This window comes from Trichocoleus sp. DQ-A2 (assembly GCF_039961915.1).
Lineage (GTDB): Bacteria > Cyanobacteriota > Cyanobacteriia > Cyanobacteriales > FACHB-T130 > FACHB-T130.
The window spans coordinates 18,566-35,798 of the sequence record NZ_JAMPKD010000030.1; the positions used below are offsets into that span (position 1 = coordinate 18,566).

15 protein-coding genes are annotated in these 17,233 nt (G+C 46.6%); 10 read left to right on the plus strand and 5 right to left on the minus strand.

All coding sequences use genetic code 11. The features are described from left to right. The first annotated feature begins 131 nt into the window (after positions 1–131). The gene (locus NC997_RS23585; protein ID WP_242031261.1) at positions 132–1,439 is read left to right on the plus strand and encodes a low temperature requirement protein A; all 1,308 of its coding nucleotides are present in this window, start codon (positions 132–134) and stop codon (positions 1,437–1,439) included. Between the two features lie 193 nt (positions 1,440–1,632). On the opposite strand, the gene NC997_RS23590 is transcribed toward NC997_RS23585, so the two are convergent. Further along, positions 1,633–3,204 (minus strand): dolichol-phosphate mannosyltransferase, encoded by a 1,572-nt coding sequence (locus NC997_RS23590; protein ID WP_348257828.1) that lies wholly within the window; start codon positions 3,202–3,204, stop codon positions 1,633–1,635. A gap of 759 nt (positions 3,205–3,963) precedes the next feature. Between NC997_RS23590 and NC997_RS23595 the strand changes: the two genes are divergently transcribed. The 6 genes from NC997_RS23595 to NC997_RS23620 all read left to right on the plus strand — a co-directional run bounded on the left by NC997_RS23595 (position 3,964) and on the right by NC997_RS23620 (position 9,351). Then, entirely contained in the window at positions 3,964–4,095 is a 132-nt protein-coding gene (locus tag NC997_RS23595) for a hypothetical protein (RefSeq protein ID WP_277881788.1), read from the plus strand. Beyond that, positions 4,092–5,252, plus strand: coding sequence for a 7,8-didemethyl-8-hydroxy-5-deazariboflavin synthase subunit CofH (cofH, locus tag NC997_RS23600; protein WP_190525246.1), 1,161 nt, complete (start codon positions 4,092–4,094; stop codon positions 5,250–5,252). The genes NC997_RS23595 and cofH overlap by 4 nt, the downstream gene beginning before the upstream one ends. Next, positions 5,236–5,376: a hypothetical protein gene (locus NC997_RS23605; protein ID WP_190410479.1), complete on the plus strand. Its 141-nt coding sequence runs from the start codon at positions 5,236–5,238 to the stop codon at positions 5,374–5,376. Before cofH ends, NC997_RS23605 begins: the two co-directional genes overlap by 17 nt. An 8-nt stretch (positions 5,377–5,384) precedes the next feature. Continuing rightward, a complete protein-coding gene (locus NC997_RS23610) occupies positions 5,385–7,079 on the plus strand; it encodes a DUF3352 domain-containing protein (RefSeq protein WP_190525247.1) in 1,695 nt (564 codons plus the stop codon). Positions 7,080–7,313: 234 nt separating this feature from the next. Further along, the gene (gene ccsB, locus NC997_RS23615; RefSeq protein ID WP_190430387.1) at positions 7,314–8,387 is read left to right on the plus strand and encodes a c-type cytochrome biogenesis protein CcsB; all 1,074 of its coding nucleotides are present in this window, start codon (positions 7,314–7,316) and stop codon (positions 8,385–8,387) included. 121 nt (positions 8,388–8,508) lie between these two features. Next, positions 8,509–9,351: a KGK domain-containing protein gene (locus NC997_RS23620; RefSeq protein WP_190525248.1), complete on the plus strand. Its 843-nt coding sequence runs from the start codon at positions 8,509–8,511 to the stop codon at positions 9,349–9,351. A gap of 223 nt (positions 9,352–9,574) precedes the next feature. Here NC997_RS23620 and fmt read toward each other — a convergent pair whose 3' ends face one another. Then, the gene (fmt, locus tag NC997_RS23625) at positions 9,575–10,573 is read right to left on the minus strand and encodes a methionyl-tRNA formyltransferase (protein WP_190525249.1); all 999 of its coding nucleotides are present in this window, start codon (positions 10,571–10,573) and stop codon (positions 9,575–9,577) included. A gap of 79 nt (positions 10,574–10,652) precedes the next feature. After that, a complete protein-coding gene (locus NC997_RS23630) occupies positions 10,653–11,510 on the minus strand; it encodes an OmpA family protein (protein ID WP_190525250.1) in 858 nt (285 codons plus the stop codon). A 658-nt stretch (positions 11,511–12,168) separates the two neighbouring features. Here NC997_RS23630 and NC997_RS23635 point away from each other — a divergent pair. The 3 genes from NC997_RS23635 to NC997_RS23645 all read left to right on the plus strand — a co-directional run bounded on the left by NC997_RS23635 (position 12,169) and on the right by NC997_RS23645 (position 15,264). Continuing rightward, positions 12,169–12,858: a hypothetical protein gene (locus tag NC997_RS23635; protein WP_190410893.1), complete on the plus strand. Its 690-nt coding sequence runs from the start codon at positions 12,169–12,171 to the stop codon at positions 12,856–12,858. A gap of 533 nt (positions 12,859–13,391) precedes the next feature. Then, positions 13,392–14,960 carry an abortive infection protein gene (locus tag NC997_RS23640; RefSeq protein WP_347276052.1) on the plus strand — a complete coding sequence of 523 codons (1,569 nt, stop codon included), beginning with the start codon at positions 13,392–13,394 and terminating at the stop codon, positions 14,958–14,960. Positions 14,961–15,015: 55 nt separating this feature from the next. Then, the gene (locus tag NC997_RS23645; RefSeq protein WP_190525251.1) at positions 15,016–15,264 is read left to right on the plus strand and encodes a hypothetical protein; all 249 of its coding nucleotides are present in this window, start codon (positions 15,016–15,018) and stop codon (positions 15,262–15,264) included. A gap of 14 nt (positions 15,265–15,278) precedes the next feature. Here the strand turns inward: NC997_RS23645 and NC997_RS23650 are convergent, their stop codons facing one another. Continuing rightward, positions 15,279–15,989 carry a VTT domain-containing protein gene (locus tag NC997_RS23650; RefSeq protein ID WP_190525252.1) on the minus strand — a complete coding sequence of 237 codons (711 nt, stop codon included), beginning with the start codon at positions 15,987–15,989 and terminating at the stop codon, positions 15,279–15,281. A gap of 174 nt (positions 15,990–16,163) precedes the next feature. Continuing rightward, positions 16,164–17,195 carry a glycosyltransferase family 2 protein gene (locus NC997_RS23655; RefSeq protein ID WP_190525253.1) on the minus strand — a complete coding sequence of 344 codons (1,032 nt, stop codon included), beginning with the start codon at positions 17,193–17,195 and terminating at the stop codon, positions 16,164–16,166. Positions 17,196–17,233 lie beyond the last annotated feature (38 nt).

The following is a 17,233-nucleotide window of genomic DNA, read 5'->3' on the forward strand; positions in this document are numbered from 1 at the left end:
CATTGGAGCGATCGCGGTGTTGGATAACTGGTATACAGTAAGGCGATCGCTCATTTTACCCACTGCTTGCGATCGCTAAGATTCCAACATCTAACACACCAGATAGTTTCTATTTTCCTCTGTTTAGAAGGATGAAGAAGGAACCGCAGAACATAAGGAAGTTGGCATTGCGGGCGATCGCTACAGAAAGATTCGATTTTCTATGGGATATTATCTGCATAATCCTCTCGGAAATTAGAGAGTGCAAGATGATTAAAACTTTGTGGCAACCTCCCCGCCTGCGGACGCCTGAAGAGAACGAAAAAGAACGCCGCGCGACTTGGTTAGAACTCTTTTATGACTTGGTATTTGTGGCAGCGATCGCGGAAGTCGCGCATACTCTTAACGAACACGTTTCGCTACCGGGTTTTTTGGGTTATATGCTGCTGTTTGTGCCGATTTGGTGGTCTTGGGTTGGGGCGACTTTTTACGCAAGTCGGTTCGATACTGACGACTTAGGACACCGACTACTGACATTACTGCAAATGATTGCGATCGCAGTGCTGGCAGTAAACGTGCATTACGGCTTAGGAAAAACTTCCGACGGCTTTGCCCTTTCCTACGTAACTGTTCGATGTATTTTAATTTTCCAGTATCTAAGTGCTGGATACTTTGTGGTGGCAGCGCGGAAGTTGACAACTTGGTACGTGATAGGCTTTAGCATCGCCGCCGCCATCTGGCTAATCTCAATTTTTGTCCCAATTCCTTGGCGTTTTTGGCTTTGGGGATTGGGATTTTTGATTGACTTTGGCACACCTCTCACCGCCAGACAGTTGGCTGCCAAGGTGCCGCCGAGCTTTTCACACATCCCAGAACGTTTAGGCTTATTTACGATTATCGTGTTGGGTGAGGCGGTAATTGGCGTAGTCAAAGGCGTTTCTCAGCTGCAATGGGGTCTTGCATCTGCCACTGTGGCTGTGCTGGGGATGATAGTTGCTTTTAGCCTGTGGTGGATCTACTTTGACAGCGTGGATGGCTCACCTCTGCGGAGGATGGGAACTGGCAACCTGAACTTTGGTTTAATCTGGCTCTATTCCCATTTACCCCTCGCCATTGGCATTGCTGCTGCTGGTGTAGGTGTGGAACATATTGTCGTGTCCAGCAAAACGGCAGGAGCGTTACCCAGTAACGAACGATGGCTGATCTGCGGCGCTGTGACGATGTGTTTGATAGCCTTGGCGGTGATTCACCTGATTACCTGTACTTTAGGGACAAAGCGACATCGTAAGATTTTAGCCGCCTATCGTTTGGGTTCTGCGGCTTTTATTCTGGTGATTGCGATCGCGGGTGCGGCTTTGTCACCGATTACAGTCGTTAGTTTGGTAGCTTTAGCTTGTGCTGTGCAAGTGGTGCTGGGTTTCCTGATAACCCCTCACGTTCAGCCTGAGGCAAAGTGCTGATCGATACGATAAAGGTATTCAGCCAGCCTCAGGCTTGGGAAAGCGATCGCCTACTTTCCTCAAAATTGCGTGCGCTCGCGAGAATTCCAACCTCTAACGCACTCGATAGTTTCTAGCTTCCTCCCTCTAAAGGGATGAAGCAGGAACCGCAGAAGAGGATGAGGCTGGCGCTACGGGCAAACAGCTTAACAATTTATCTTCGATTGCTGAAGGCAGGAACCGCAGAAGAGGATGAGGCTGGCGCTGCGGGCGATCGCTGCCCAATCGATGCCTGGAATATAGGATAATTCCCATATTTTCCTAAAGGTAAGAATTCCATCGTAAACTGCTGGTTTTTTAAAGGCAGCTTTACCTCTTCAGGCTTTTTCTCAGAGATTTGGCAGGAACGAGTGTAATAGCAGACATAAATAAACTTCTCTTTTTTCTGCTCAAGTAACACCTCGCCCAAAGTTTGTAAATCCTGAGGTTCTTTCGTCAGGAAAAATACTTTTTCAAGTAGGGGTGCTTGGAGAACTTGAGCAACATATTGGTTGGACATCGCGACTACTGTTTCTGGTTGCGATCGCAAAAACTGAATAGCTGGAGAAATCCCTTGATAATTTTTACTGAGATAAGCCGTACCGGAGTAGGTGTTTTTATAAACCCCAATTATAAAAAGCACCAAGAAAATAACCGTACCTATTTTTTTGATACTTCTGTTCGCCAATCTCCGGACAAATTCAAACTCTTTGATTGCGACTAAGCAAATTAGCGGTACCAAAACCAGCAAAAATCGAGACCCCCATTGTTTGCCTCCAGCACCAGCCGGAACCATTACCGCAACCGCTACAGTAAATAAGAAACAGATTGCATAGATAACCGTCATTCCCAAGCTTAGTTTTAGCTTTTGTCGGCTAAATAAACTCACTCCTAAATATAAAATTGCAAATAAGGTTAGGGGAAAATACTCAAACAAGCCAGAACTCATTTGATTAAAATTTGCCACCGCCACTAATAATCTATCGACTAGCGAGAATTTCTCTACTATCTGAACGGAATGCATTCCTAGAGGATGCTTATAAATCAATGTATTCAGCACAAAGAAGATGGCAATCGTTAAAAATGTGCTGACAACAAAGAGTTCCTTTCTTCTCGCTAAAAACTGAACTTTTTTTAATTTTAAAAAAGATGCAGCATAAACCAGGACAGTCAAAAACGCGACGATGCCTAGAATTTCTTCTCTAAACCAAACAGATAAGCCAATAAATACCCCACTTAATACAGCATCTTTTTTAGACAACCCTTCTGTTCCCGGTATTAATAAAGTTGCCATTCCGTGAAAGCAAAGCGCTACAGCGAGGCTATGTTCCCAATACATCGCGCTATAGATAGATAAAGGGGAAGCAAAAATTAGGATGGCAAGCGCGATCGCTGTACTAAAAGCTTTTAATTTCAACCGTCTGCAAGCAAAATAAAAACTTACCCATACAGCCCAAGTAGCAATCAAGGGAACGATGTATAATCCTCTATAGCCGAAAAGCGCTTGGAAAGGTGCGGTAACAAGGGGAAAAGTAAACGGAAAGGTAATGAAGTACTGCCCAAATCTGTTATAAACAAACGGTTCTTGAAACGGGTATAATCCACTTTGCCAAAGATTCCGAACCCAGTCTTCTACAGGTAAGTTTAGGTCAAAGCGAAACTGCCCGCTGCTAAATTGCTTCGCTAACAAAGCTTTAAGCCCAGCATCTCCACTAAAAAAGACATCGTTTGGGAGTTGCGATTGCAAAAACAGTGAAAATAAAACGCCCGCTAAAATGACAAGTAAAGGAAATCTATATTGGTTGATTTTAGCTTTACTATCAGAATTGCTAGGATCGGATGTAACATCTCTCCACGTTTTTGACATATAATTCTTCATTTTTTATTTCCTCAACTTACAAGCATTAATATTAAAGACAATATTCACAACCGGCTCCCATTTGGGTAGAGATTCCTCCCACAATTTTTACTAACCATCCCTTTACCTGGGTACTGTAAAAATCAGCTACTTACGTAAAATCGGGCAATCCCGAAAATAGGTTCGCTATATTTTACGCAATTAGACTGAAATTCTACGACAAAGAATAAGCTATCTTTACTAAATCTTCAAAAAATGACCATTTTTCACCTGAAGTTGTAAAGATTGGGTGAAGTAATGTCTAAACTATACAGAGATGAAATAAAGGCTGAGCCACTATGGTCGCAACTAATAAAAAAAAGTGCAATCTGTAAATTTAGAGACGGTTTTTATCGATAGTCTTCCCAACAAATCGATAATTTAACTAAACTGCCCTCCGGATGCATAGAGAGATAAATTTTGATTCAATGCTTGTAAACAATTCGCTGAGACAATAGCTAACTCTTTCTCCAGCCGATTTGCTACCGCGCTCATGGGTGTCCGATTATAAATAATTTCTATTTCATACCATTAAATTGCTCAGTATTTCCCTAAATTTTGCCAGTCTAGAAAATAACCTAGAGGCTTGGTGAAAAATTAGGCAAAATTTTGAGTTTAGAGCAAATTTCGCTACCCGATGAACCCGTGAAACTGACTGCTGGCGCTACTAGCGAACTCCCAGAAAAAACATTTACTGCCAAAATTGAGAAGAGTGACCTACTTTACCGGGAAGTGCTGTGACGACTAAAACTGTTGATGCCATTCTTGAGCGTGCCCTGGCAGGTGGCGATTTGTCACAAGAAGAGGGAGTTGTACTATTAAAGCAAACCGATCCAGATGTCCAGTCAGCGATTCGGGAAACATCTGATAAGCTGCGACTCAGGCAAGCGGGTGAGACTGTCACCTACGTGATCAATCGCAATATTAACTTCACCAATATCTGCGAACAGCACTGTAGTTTCTGCGCCTTTCGCCGGGATGAAGACGAAGAAGGCGCATTTTGGTTAGAGAGTCCCCAAATTTTGGAAAAAGCGGCTGATGGAGTCCGGCGGGGGGCGACGGAGATTTGTATGCAGGGGGGACTCCATCTTGGGGCAAAAATTAATGGTGCTTCTTTGCCTTATTACCTGCAACTGGTGAAGACAATCAAAGAGGAATTTCCCCAACTGCACCTACACGCCTTCTCTCCCCAGGAAGTGCAATTTATTGCCAGGGAAGATGGTCTTAGCTACGAGTCGGTGATTGCGGCGCTGCGAGATGCCGGTGTTGGCTCAATGCCGGGAACTGCGGCGGAAGTTTTGAACGATGAAGTGCGGCGCGTCCTTTGTCCGGAAAAGCTAGATACCGCAACTTGGCTGGAAATTGTGGGGACAGCACACAAGTTGGGAATGCCAACCACTAGCACCATGCTTTCCGGTCATATAGAGACACCAGAACAGCAGATGCAGCATTTAGACAAGTTGCGATCGCTCCAACAAACGGCTGTTACCCAAGGATATCCTGCCCGGATTAGCGAATTCATCCTATTACCTTTCGTCGGTCAAGAAGCCCCCAAACCCCTGCGTCGTCGAGTGGGGCGAGATCAACCAATTTTAGAAGACGCCCTGTTGCTGACTGCTGTGGCGCGAATTTTCTTAGGAAATTGGATTCCCAACCATCAACCCAGCTGGGTGAAACTCGGTCTCGCGGGTGCGGTAGAAGCTCTGAAATGGGGCTGCAATGACATCGGCGGCACCTTAATGGAGGAGCATATTACAACAATGGCTGGGGCAGTGGGTGGCACCTGCATGGAAGTGGAAACTTTGCAGTCAGCGATTCGTTCATTAGGGCGTCCTTACCAACAACGGGATACACTCTACAGAGTGCTAAAGAGGGACACGGTTGCTGTTCTCTCCTGAGCGGGCAGTTAATATTTGGCTCGACTCAGATCCGGGCGTCAGCGTTGCACAGCATTGGCATCCGAATCAGTCGGTTGTTGCTCAAGATGGCTCGCCCGAATGCGAAAGCTCCTACGACTCTTGACTTGGTTTATGCCTCAGAAAAATCAACGTTCCCTTCTGACTGTGGCAGCTGCCGTGTTGCTGATTGCTGGCGGCGCAGTAACTTACTGGCTGCTGATGCAGCGGAATCTATTTCAGGCTGATGTCCCGGTGGGTGCCGAGATGGTTCCCCAGGATACCTTGCTCGCCGTGTCAGTCTCGACTGATGAAAAGCAATGGCAGCAACTGCGGCAATATGGCACTCCCGCTAGCCAAGCCGCATTTGGCAAACAACTCGCCGAACTGGAAAAAAATCTCCTCACCGCTAACGGCTACAACTACCAGCAAGATATCAAGCCTTGGGTGGGGAAAGAAGTCACGATCGCTTTTTTGTCACAGCAGTTACCCCAGAATCCCAATGCTGTCCCGGTTGGTCAACAATCGGTGGTGATGGTATTGCCAATTGAAAATCCTCTGCAAGCAAAGCAAGCGCTAGAAAAATATAGAAACCCGACCTCTAGCAAGTTCGTTGAACGCATTTACAAAGGCATCAAGATTCGAGAAACCCAAGGCAGTTCTGCCCAGAATTTCTCAACGACGCTGCTAGAGCGTTCCTTAATTGTTAGCACCGATCCGAAAGGGACGGAGCGTGTCATTGACGCTTACAAAGGCGGTGCCTCCCTAGCGGATACTCCAGGTTACGCAGAGGCTTTGGGGAAGATTAAAGCGGGTGCGCCGTTTGCCAAAGTGTATTTTAATGTGCCGGTGGCAACAGCAATGGCAGCCACCTATTCAGCGCGATCGCTTTCTCCCCAAAATCTCGCCTCGGTTCAACAAAGGCAGGGAGTCGGCGCGACGGTGACACTGGAACCGCAGGGACTTCTGTTTAAAGGAGTGTCTTGGCTGAAGCCGAATAGCGAGACAAAGTATGTGGTGGAAAACAACGCCAAAAGTATGCCTCGGCGTCTCCCCGGCAATACTCTGATCGTGACCTCTGGTGGCAATTTGCAGCAGTTGTGGCAAGATTACGTCCAAGGTGCCCAAGCGAATCCGCTGATCCGGGTTAGCCCAGAACAGATGAAAGCCGAGATTCGGTCTAAATTGGGTCAAGATTTAGAGCAAGATTTGCTGCCTTGGATGAAAGGCGAGTTTTCTCTGGCTTTAATTCCCACACCTCCCGGAACTCCCTCGATTTTAGGTGCTGGGGTGGCGTTCCTGGTGCAAACAAGCGATCGCCCTAGAGCTGAAAAATCCCTCAAGCAGCTGGATGAGGTGATGGCACAGCAATATAAGTTTCAGGTACAAGAAACGACGCTCAACGGTCAACCAATCGTCAATTGGACGTCGCAACTCGGTGGCTTAGCCGCCACTCACGGCTGGTTAGATGGTAATGTTGCTTTCCTGACATTAGGGGCACCCGTTGCTAGTACCCTCGTCCCCAAACCCCAAGCGACTTTGGCGGACAGCGAGTTATTCAAACAAGCGATTCCTCAGCAGCTCAATGACAAGAACGGTCTGTTTTTCATTGATGTTGACCGTACCATTAACGCTGGGAATCTGTCGCTCTCGCAAGTCGATCCAAATCAAAAAATCTTTACAAACGCGATACGCTCCATTGGCGTCACGGGTGGCATCAGTAGCGATCGCAGTAGCCGCTTTGATATCTTCGTCAACATGAAGAAAGTTGGAGATCTCAGTCCTTCGCCAAAAGCCAGTCTCTCTCCCAGTCCTAGCCCTTCTCCTTAAAGTTTCGGTTTTCAACCCCAAGGTACGCTAAGGTTCGCGCTAAGGTACGCAAAGCTCAATAATTCCTTTGCGTACCTTGGCAATTGCCTTAGCAGGATGACAGCGTTAAAAAAAATAACAATTAGTTGGCTAAACCTGGGTGATTCTACCAAGCCTCAGAGCGACCAGAACCGATAGGATCAAAGTGGCGCTTGTGTGAGCGACTTAGATAACAATTGCTGGAAAGAATACAAGATGAACCTGGTTGCACTCCAGAATGGGTTAGATAATATCTCCTTCGCCGTCCTGTTTGCGACGATGTTGATGTACTGGATAGGAGCAGCTTTCAATGGCATCCCCTATCTGTGGGCTTTATCGACGGCAGGGATGGCGATCGCAAACCTCTGCATTGCCGCCCTACTGGGCGCACGATGGCTGGACGCAGGCTACTTCCCTTTGAGCAATCTCTATGAATCCCTCTTCTTCCTAGCTTGGGGGATTACCACGATCCATCTGATTGCTGAAAACATGAGCAAAAGCCGCTTAGTAGGCGTCGCCACGTCACCCATTGCAATGGGTATCGCCGCTTTTGCCGCCTTGACATTGCCATCTACGATGCAGTCGTCAGAGCCTTTAGTGCCGGCACTAAAATCCAATTGGCTGATGATGCACGTCAGCGTCATGATGCTCAGTTATGCCGCGCTGATGGTGGGATCGCTGCTTGCGATCGCTTTCTTGGTGGTAAGTGGCGGTCAGAATGTCGAACTCCGAGGCAGTTCTGTCGGAACCGGCGGATTTCGCAGTAAAAATGACCCGGCACGCCCCTACCGTCTGCAACGCGCCAGCGATTTCGTGCCCCAGCCACAAGGAGCAACCAGCGAGTCATCTTCTGCTGTGGAGCGTATTTTTGAAAGCAATGGCAGCACCAAAACAGCCGTTCTCGATTTAGTGACCTCCCAGCCTTCCCAAGAAGGGGTATCTGAATTACCAACCCTTTCGCCCCAGCGCCTGAGCCTTGCCGAAACCTTAGATAACATCAGCTACCGCATCATCGGTTTGGGATTTCCCCTCCTGACGATTGGAATTATTGCCGGTGCCGTCTGGGCAAATGAAGCTTGGGGTTCTTACTGGAGTTGGGACCCCAAAGAAACTTGGGCACTGATTACCTGGTTGGTATTTGCCGCCTATCTCCATGCCCGCATCACCAAAGGCTGGCAAGGAAGACGACCGGCAATTTTGGCGGCGACAGGCTTTGTTGTCGTCTGGATTTGCTATCTTGGGGTCAATTTACTAGGAAAAGGACTCCACAGCTACGGTTGGTTCTTTTGATCTTTTAGTCAATTTGCGAACGGCTTTTAACAATTCGCTATTCGCCATTAGCAATGACTGATGACCAATGACCAATAAGGAATAACTCTTTAAACTATCAATTCAACCGGGGGAGATGGTTGTGGATAATCAGTTCGACTCGCTAGCCAAAGGTGAAGTTCTCTCTGTGGATGAGTCTTCCCAAATTTTAATTGGGCACCGCACATTCAGAGTCGGTGAATTCGCAGATGCAATCAGAACGCAGTTGGAATATGGTTTAGGTGGATGGACAGAAGAAAAGGATGGCTGGTTTAGCGACCAAGGCATTCCTTGCGAAGTGCTGAAATTCGGCTCCAACGGCTGGCAAAAGGGGAAAGTCAGATTTAGCTTGGAATTTTGCCCGGAAGATCCGCAGACGCAGCAGTCATCAACCATTGAAGACAGTGAGCCACAAAGGGCACCGATCCCAGCCACCTTGGATGAGGAAGTGTTAGTTGGAGCCGAAGCACCGTTAATCTATGAGGAAGAGTTAATTCTCATAGAAGTGCCAGAATCCGCTTTGGAAGAACTGGAAATGGCACCAGAAGCAGCCTTTGGTGCGGACGATCTGGATCTCACTGGAGAATCAGCCTTTGGTGCGGATGATTTGGAAATGGCACCAGAATCAGCCTTTGGTACGGATGATTTGGAAATGGCACCAGAAGCAGCCTTTGGTGCGGATGATTTGGAAATAGCACCAGAATCAGCCTTCGCCGTGGACGAACTGGATCTCACCGGAGAAGCAGCCTTTGGTGCGGACGAACTGGATCTCACCGGAGAATCAGGTTTCGGTGCGAACGATCTGGATCTCACCGGAGAATCAGGTTTCGGTGCGAACGATCTGGAATTTCCAGAATTGTCTGAAAAGGAAGAGAACCCATCAGACTCGCTACTCGATGATGTCTGGCAAGACATGAATGAAGCTAGCTGGCGTAACAATCAGTAGGGAAGCGGAAATTGGGCGAGTAATCATCGCTCACAAGCCAACCGATACCAGACTTACGAAGAAGGGGCGCTGTTATATGACAGCCCCTCTTTTTCTGTAGTTGATTTAATGAAGGCGCACGCCGCTTTACCTGACAGTTTTAGAACGACTTGGAAAGTGATCGGGGATCTTTATTACCAACAAAATTGAAAATTCAGACCGATAACAGTAAGTCTTCTCCAACTCAAACCTCAAAATCCAATCTCTCCCCCACTGTTAAGCGAGTACCATTCGCAAAGTCCCAACCAGACTGAGGGCGTTTTCCAGCCATCTGTATTTCTCGCAATAACAACAGTCCATCGCCAGTTTGAACAATTGGGCCAAATCCTTTGACAATGCTCACCACCTCGCCTGGATGTGACGAACCAGAGGACAAAGAAGACCAATCCGATAGCACCTTTAATTCTGGGGCGATTTGCCAGTAAGCCTCTCCTAGAGGGGCAGTAGCACTGATTTTGAGCGGATTCCCCCGAAATGTTGCCACACAATCCGGGAAAAAGCCCCTGACTTGGTTATGTAATGCGATCGCGCTTTTCGACCAATCAAGACAATAATCCGGTTTTTTAATCAGCGGCGCATAAGTCGCCTGCGATTCATCTTGGGGGATTGGTTCAATTTCCTGGCGTTCCAGCTTCAGGAGGGTTTCTACTAATAAATCTGCCCCAATCTCGGAAAGCTTTTGCGCCAAATCTTGAGCATTATCCAACAGTCCAATCGGCGTATAAGCTTTTAGCAGCACTGCACCCGTATCCATCCCCGCATCCATCAGCATCGTTGCGATCCCCGTTTCTGTCTCGCCATGATAGAGGCACCACTGGATGGGAGCAGCACCCCGATGCTTGGGCAAGATCGAGCCGTGTACGTTGATGCAACCCAATTTGGGCATATCTAAAATTTGTTGGGACAAAATTTGTCCGTATGCCACCACGACAAAAACATCTGCATTTGTCTGTTTTAGTTGAGCGAGCGTTTCCTCGTCTTTTTTAATCCGCTGCGGTTGCCAAACAGGTAGCTGATGCGTCAAGGCGACTGATTTTACTGGAGAAGGCATCATTTGGTTGCCCCGTCCCCGACGTTTATCCGGCTGCGTAACAACGCCTAAAACTTCAAATTCTGGATTAGCGAATAACCGTTCTAAAGTAGGGACGGCAAATTGTGGGGTGCCAAAAAATATGACTTTCATTTCCTTAGGGAACGGTAATTGGTAATTGGTCTTGATTGAAAAGCAATTTTTCCCTTAACCATTAGTAAAAAAGTAAAAACTAAGGGTTAATAATCGCAATTTCGATGCGGCGGTTTCGTTGTCGGTTGGTATCGCTATTATTTTCTACTAAGGGAAAAGTTTCGCCGTAACCAACAACAATCATGCGATATTTTTTCTCCAAAGCAGTGAATAAATACTGCTCAGCAGCTTGGGCGCGTCGAAACGATAGCGCTTGATTGTCTGTAGATTCACCATTGTCATCGGTGTGAGCAGCAATTTGAATTGTGGCACCTGGGTAGTTCCGTAAATCGGCGATGACATTGTCTAAAATTACGGGTGCCTGTGGTAGCAGAACACTATCGCTGTTTTTAAATAATAAGTCGCTAGGTAGGGTGACTTTCAAAGCATCCGATGGTACAGAAACCCTAGAAGCGTTAGTGACTTGATTGGAATTGGGAACGCGATCGCCTTGAAGTTGCTGGGAGATTTCTTGTAGACGTGCGGCGAGGGGTTCGCTGGAACTCTGGCGACCGACTTGGGTTTCCAGTTTAGTCGTGCGATCGCGCAGTGCTTGCAATTGCGCCTGTAACTGTTGCAGCTCTGCTTCCAGTTGCCGTCTTTGTTCCGCACTCAGTTCTACTGGCGGACTGGCGCTGGTGACAGCAGGGGACGGCTTAAAAGTAGAGGAGGCGGTGGATGTCTCTAGTTTGGCGCGGCGCAGCACTTTCACAACTAGGGGCACCTCTGGCGTCAGGTCGGGAAAGACTCCCGCGAGGACGAGACCGAACAGCCACGCCAAGCCACCTCCCACCCCCAGCAACAGCACTCGCCAGAGTAAAACCAGTAAAAACCTCCCAATGCCTGTAGATTGGCGAGGAGAAGTGTTATCGGCAAATGGTGCTTCTTGTTTTGTCACCCGTTTTCCTATTTTTATCCAGACAACAGATTAACACTCGATAATGCGATTAAGCTTTTTTCGTTGTCCGAGGCAATAAAAATGGGCGATCGCATTATTAACTTGCGCGAAGAGACATTTGGGAATACTTTTGGGATATAACCCTGGAGTGCCGTTGTGATGTTATTAGGTAGCCCTCAGTCACTGTCTAGGCAAGTATGTAGAAATCAGTCAACCTGCCGCCAAGAAAATTTCTTGCCTTAGATTAATTTTTAATCGCTTTTCGACCGTCTTGTGGAAAAATATCATAGCAAGAGCGATAAGGTGTTTCACCCATCAAGCCGGATTCATTGAGATATGATAAATTTTTTTACATCTTTTGTTTTTTTTGACAGGTTTTGTGGATATACATATAGATATAGGGACGCTGCACTGTTCCTTGGGCGTTGCTCCTCACACAAGAAACGCCGTTTAGCAACCCCACCCCCAATCAATGTTCATTCGCCTCTTCCGCTCAGGATGGTGCTCTAATCAACCATACCTCCCGCTTATTGCGGCTGCGCTGCTGATGGCTCCTAGCTCATTTGCCTTAGCTGGCACGGCTGCGTCTACAATCGCAGGTCCCTCTACCATGCAATATCCGCAAGCCCGAAAGGAATTATCTGAAGCTGCTCCCGACATGACTCAAGCAGTAGTGCAAATCGACCCCCTCGATAGCCCTCATCCCGTCCCGTGGAATTGGGTAATGACTACTCATGCAGAAGTCACCGCCAACGGCGGCACTGGGGTACGTTACTATCGCAGCCCCTCTTTAGTGTCTCCTGATGGTCAGTATGCTGCTTACAGCCGGATTCAGTTGCAGGTGCAACCGGAGTTGTACCAATGCCGCATTTCCAGCGTCATGTTTGTAGAAAATTTGAGGACAGGGGATTTACGAACGATCTCGGCGTCTTCTCCTTTGGCTGACAATCCCTTTGTCAGTAACGAAGAAGCGGATATGCCGGGGATCATCGCCATCTTGATCCCCATTTCGTGGTCGGCGAAAGGCGATCGCGTCTTAGCACGGCAATTTGAAGGTTTATTTAGTACGTCCGATGCTTCTGACTATGCCGTTGTTTGGGATCGTCAGCAGAATCGTACTACGACTCTCTCTCCTGACCGCGATGATTACACCAACGCGGTGTTGTTAGGCTGGAGTCAAACTAATCCCGACCAAGTTCTGTTTCGAGCAGGCGAATTGGGCGAGGAAGAGTGGCCTCTATGGGCTGTTGATTTGAAGGGTCAAACCGTAGCCGCAATTGAGGATCAACCCCTCATTTTTGGTCAGACGATTACCCATTCTTGGGCAGGGCCACAGGCTCATTTCTAAAGGAACAAAATCAAGGATGAAGGATGAAAAAGATTGAAGGTGACAAAAAAAGTTTTTTACTCATACTGTCAGCCGGAATTTTAAACTTCATCCTTCTTTTTTTCTGATGAATCTAGCTTATAGCTGCCAATATTTATATATTTTTAAATTAAATTTTGATTAAATCTTTGATTAAGTCTAAACGATTTAAACGAGTCTTTTTAAGAGTTATCGTTAGCCTGACTTTTTTGCTTTTGGGTTCCGGCTTTTTTATTTATTATACATTAAAAAGTTCTGCTAACAAAAACAATATATCAAATTATGAAATTTACCTCAAAAATCAATTAAATCAACCAAATTCTTATCCGGTTAATTATCCTATCTCATCGAGTGTTTATCAACCCGTCAGCGTGTGGACAGGACGCCTAATATTACTACCGAAAGAGCAGAGACAGCTTAGAAAATCGGTGCTCTTTGAAGTTTATAATGCTGATTCCGCGCATCAGAATCTAGTAGGAAAAATTGTAAATTTAGAATGGAGCCGGGACGCAGAAGTGCAAAGATTTGTCCAGGCTGTAACGCAAGATGTCAAATTTATTCAGGCAACTGAAGATAGTAAAAAAACGGGGAATTTGCATCCTGACCGATTAAACAATTGGCAAAATGTCGATCCCTTAGAATCCTTGGCTGGAGCGCGACCTCAAGATGATGTCGTCGTGGAACTCAAAAACCCAGTTGTTGTCACCAGTAACCAAAAAGAACGCCCCTCGCTGAGGATTCCTCAAGAACCCGTACAAGTCACGGGTCGGATTTATGCTTTAGTGACAATTATCAAAAGAGAGGAAGCAGATAGCGTTAGCGCAACGTCTTCTTCGGATCGTTTTGTTGTACGTCACTTTAATAAAAAAACAAAACAATTTGATGGACCTTTAGAAACCATTCGGATTCCTCAAGTGCCATCTGACCGCAACGGGATTACTCGGTCAACAAATCGAGGAATTGAAAAGTCTCCCCTCAATTCCGCAGGCTGGTACATTTATGGGACAAAAGATGCCGAGGGAATATTTGTCACCCAGGCAATTGAACCCCGCGCCCTGATGCGTTTGCAACCGGATGAAGTGCGGGTAAATCGGAAATCTGCTAATTCCTATCTGAAAAAAGAACTTTGGAAAGGTACTGAAGGTCAAAAAGGAACCGCCAAGATAGTTTTACTCGATCCAAAAAGTCAACAATTTAACGAGGCGGTATCGAAATGGCGCGAGGGAGATCGAGCAATTGTCCTTCATACATACGGTGGAATTGGGGGTAAAAAACCCGAACCCGAACCACTGGGCGTAGTTACGGGACATTTTGCTTATGGCATTGCGACAGTCGTGCGCGATCGCTTCACGGATGAGTTACGCTTTGACATCGAGTATCGGCAAGTTTACGCCCATAACCCTGATGGCATTATTGCTGGGACAATGAAATGGTCTACTTACATGGGAGATTTACAGCGGGGTTGGGTGGGAAATCGACCTGTATCCGATGCGCTCGTCAAGCTAGATGCTGTGACGCAAGATTATGATTTTGATGGCATCCAACTGTCACCCATGAAAGAATTTATGCGCCAGTTGGATATCATGATGGCACGCTACCGGATTGGAGATGGAACGGGTAGTTCAGTAGTGACACCCTCAACTTCTTGCGTACAAGATGCTAACCAAGCGCTTTTTGTGACAATTAAGCAGGTAGAGAAACAGGTGGCGTCGAATCCTCGCATTCAAGAGTGGTTGCGGCGTCATCCCAGCGACACCCAAACCTTACGATTTCAGCAACTCGTGAAATTAGGGCGATCGCTTGAAAAGCAATTAGCACCCCTAGGGATTATTCGTTCCGATTGGCAAGAAAACGCTGAGAATTTAGCAGGAACCAGGACAGCGGACGGCACCCTTACCACTGTCTTGAAGGCAGCAACAACTTGGCGAACCATGTTACCTCGACGGGCGCATGATGAAATTGCCACGATTTTGTTAAATAATGGAGCCGCTTTGTGGGTAATTCGGACGAACCAAGTGGGGGGATTTAATCCAGATATTGTGCCTCGTGCCCCTACGGCACTTTTAGGGCACCGCACGAATTGAGAAAAATTTATCCATCCCATCAAACAGCAGAAACTACCAGGAGGCACGAGTAGCAATGGTGCAGCAACCAATACAGGAGGAGCGACCACCACTTTACAGCTGCGTTATTGCAATTGATAGCGTCACCGGACGCCAAGAGGAAGAAATAATCGCTTTCGGCGTATCTGTTGATGATGCTAAAAAGCAAGCTCAGCAGTTGTTAGCAAACTATGGATGTGATGAATCGCAAATTCTCAAGTTAATCCAGCAGGCAAGAACTGAACCCGTATCTCCCTGGTGTTCCCCTGAAAATAGACAAGGTTAATCTGAATGCGATCGCTACTCGTCTGCTTTATCTAAAAGATTTTGAAGGCGCTTCCGTTCGCTCTCTTCTAAAGCTTTTCGAGGATCGGTACGGCGACGACGATACCAAGTCGCGCCCCCAACCAACATCGCAATTAATAGCAAGGCACCAATTAAGGGCAAGAAATCACCCGTTTTTAGCGCCCGTAAGCCGTAACTTCCTAACATTACAAATGGCAACACTCCAGGGATGGTTCCCAGAATGGTTCCTAGTAGATAATCCCGAAAGCGAATTGAAGTCAAACCAGCGGCAAAATTAACTAAGCCGTAGGGAATAATTGGCTGTAGGCGGATGGCAAACATATAGAATAAGCCACCCTGAATCATCTCCGCATCAATCGCTTGCAAGCGTCCGCCTAACTTTTGAACGACAAATTCACGCCCCACCGTGCGCGTAAAGGCAAAAGCCACTACAGCTGCAATCACGGCGGCAATACTCGTCCAAAGCGTCCCCAACCAAGGACCAAAAATTGCGCCACTGGTAAGATTTAGTGCTGTAGAAGGCAAGATTAACAGTGTCGCCAAGGTATAGAAAACGATATAAATAATTGGTGCCCAGATGCCAGCTTTATTCAGCCATGTTTGGAGTTGAGCTGGATCGATGCCTCCCAAAAAATATACTGCGAGTCCCGTCGCTACAATGCAGACGGCAGTCAATAGGAAAATGCCACTTTTAGCGTTCAACAAAAACTCCTTTATTTTTAGCCATTAATCATTTGTCATTAGTAATAGGACTTACGCAGAGATTTCCCTAAATCCCTCGATAAATTGAGGGACTTTTCCAGTTCTCCCCCTTTTTAATGGAGATTAGGGGGATCTATATTTCAAGCTTTCAGCGTGTAAGTCCGGAGTTGTTCTTGATTAGTCTTTGCTCACTCGTTCTTCGGATATTACTAAAGACTCTTGAGTGCTGATTTCTGACTTGTGACGCTTTTCGGTTGGTTCTTGACTTTTGAAACCATAAGCTTCGCGCACTAAATAAAGCGGACGTCCTTTGACTTCTTCGTAAACACGACCAAGATACTCGCCAATGATTCCCAGTGTTATTAACTGGATACCTCCCAGAAATAACACCGCCACCATGATGGAAGCATAACCCGGAAGATCGATCCCAAAAATTAGAGTGCGAAAGAATAAGAAGCTAGCGTAAATAAATGACAAAAAAGATATCGTAACGCCCACGTAACTCCATACTTTTAAAGGGAGAAAACTAAAGGAAGTAATTCCATCTAGGGCAAAGTTCCATAGACGCCAATAGTTCCACGTCGTGGTTCCCTTATAACGTGGAGGACGATCGAATAAAACAGAAGTTTGCTTGAAACCTACCCAAGCAAAGAGTCCTTTCATAAACCGGGTTCGTTCTGGCAGTAGCTTGATGGCTTCTACCACACGCCGATCGAGCAACCGAAAGTCCCCGGTATTGCGGGGGATGGGGACGCGACTCATCTTGCCAATGATCTGATAGAAAGCTTTGGCTGTAGAGTTTTTCAGCCAACCTTCATCACGCGATCGCCTAGTTGCATAAACGACATCATAGCCTTCGCGCCATTTGTCTACCAGTTCCTTAATTAACTCTGGCGGATCTTGCAAGTCGGCATCAATTGGGATTACCGCAGCACCCGCAGCGTAGTCAAGTCCGGCACTGAGGGCGACTTCTTTGCCAAAGTTGCGGGACAAGTTGACGACTTTAATCGCTGGGTTACGATAATGATGCTCAATTAGACACTTTAGGGTATTGTCCTTACTGCCATCATTGACGCAAACAATCTCGTAGGTTGTATTTACGGTTTCTAGTACCGATAGCAGCCGCTCAAACAAGTAGTCAATATTGTCCTCCTCGTTGTAAAGCGGTACTACCACAGAGAGTTCTACTGGGTCAATATCTAAGGACATAAAAAAACAAAGACAAGCTAATATATGTCAAGTTTCAC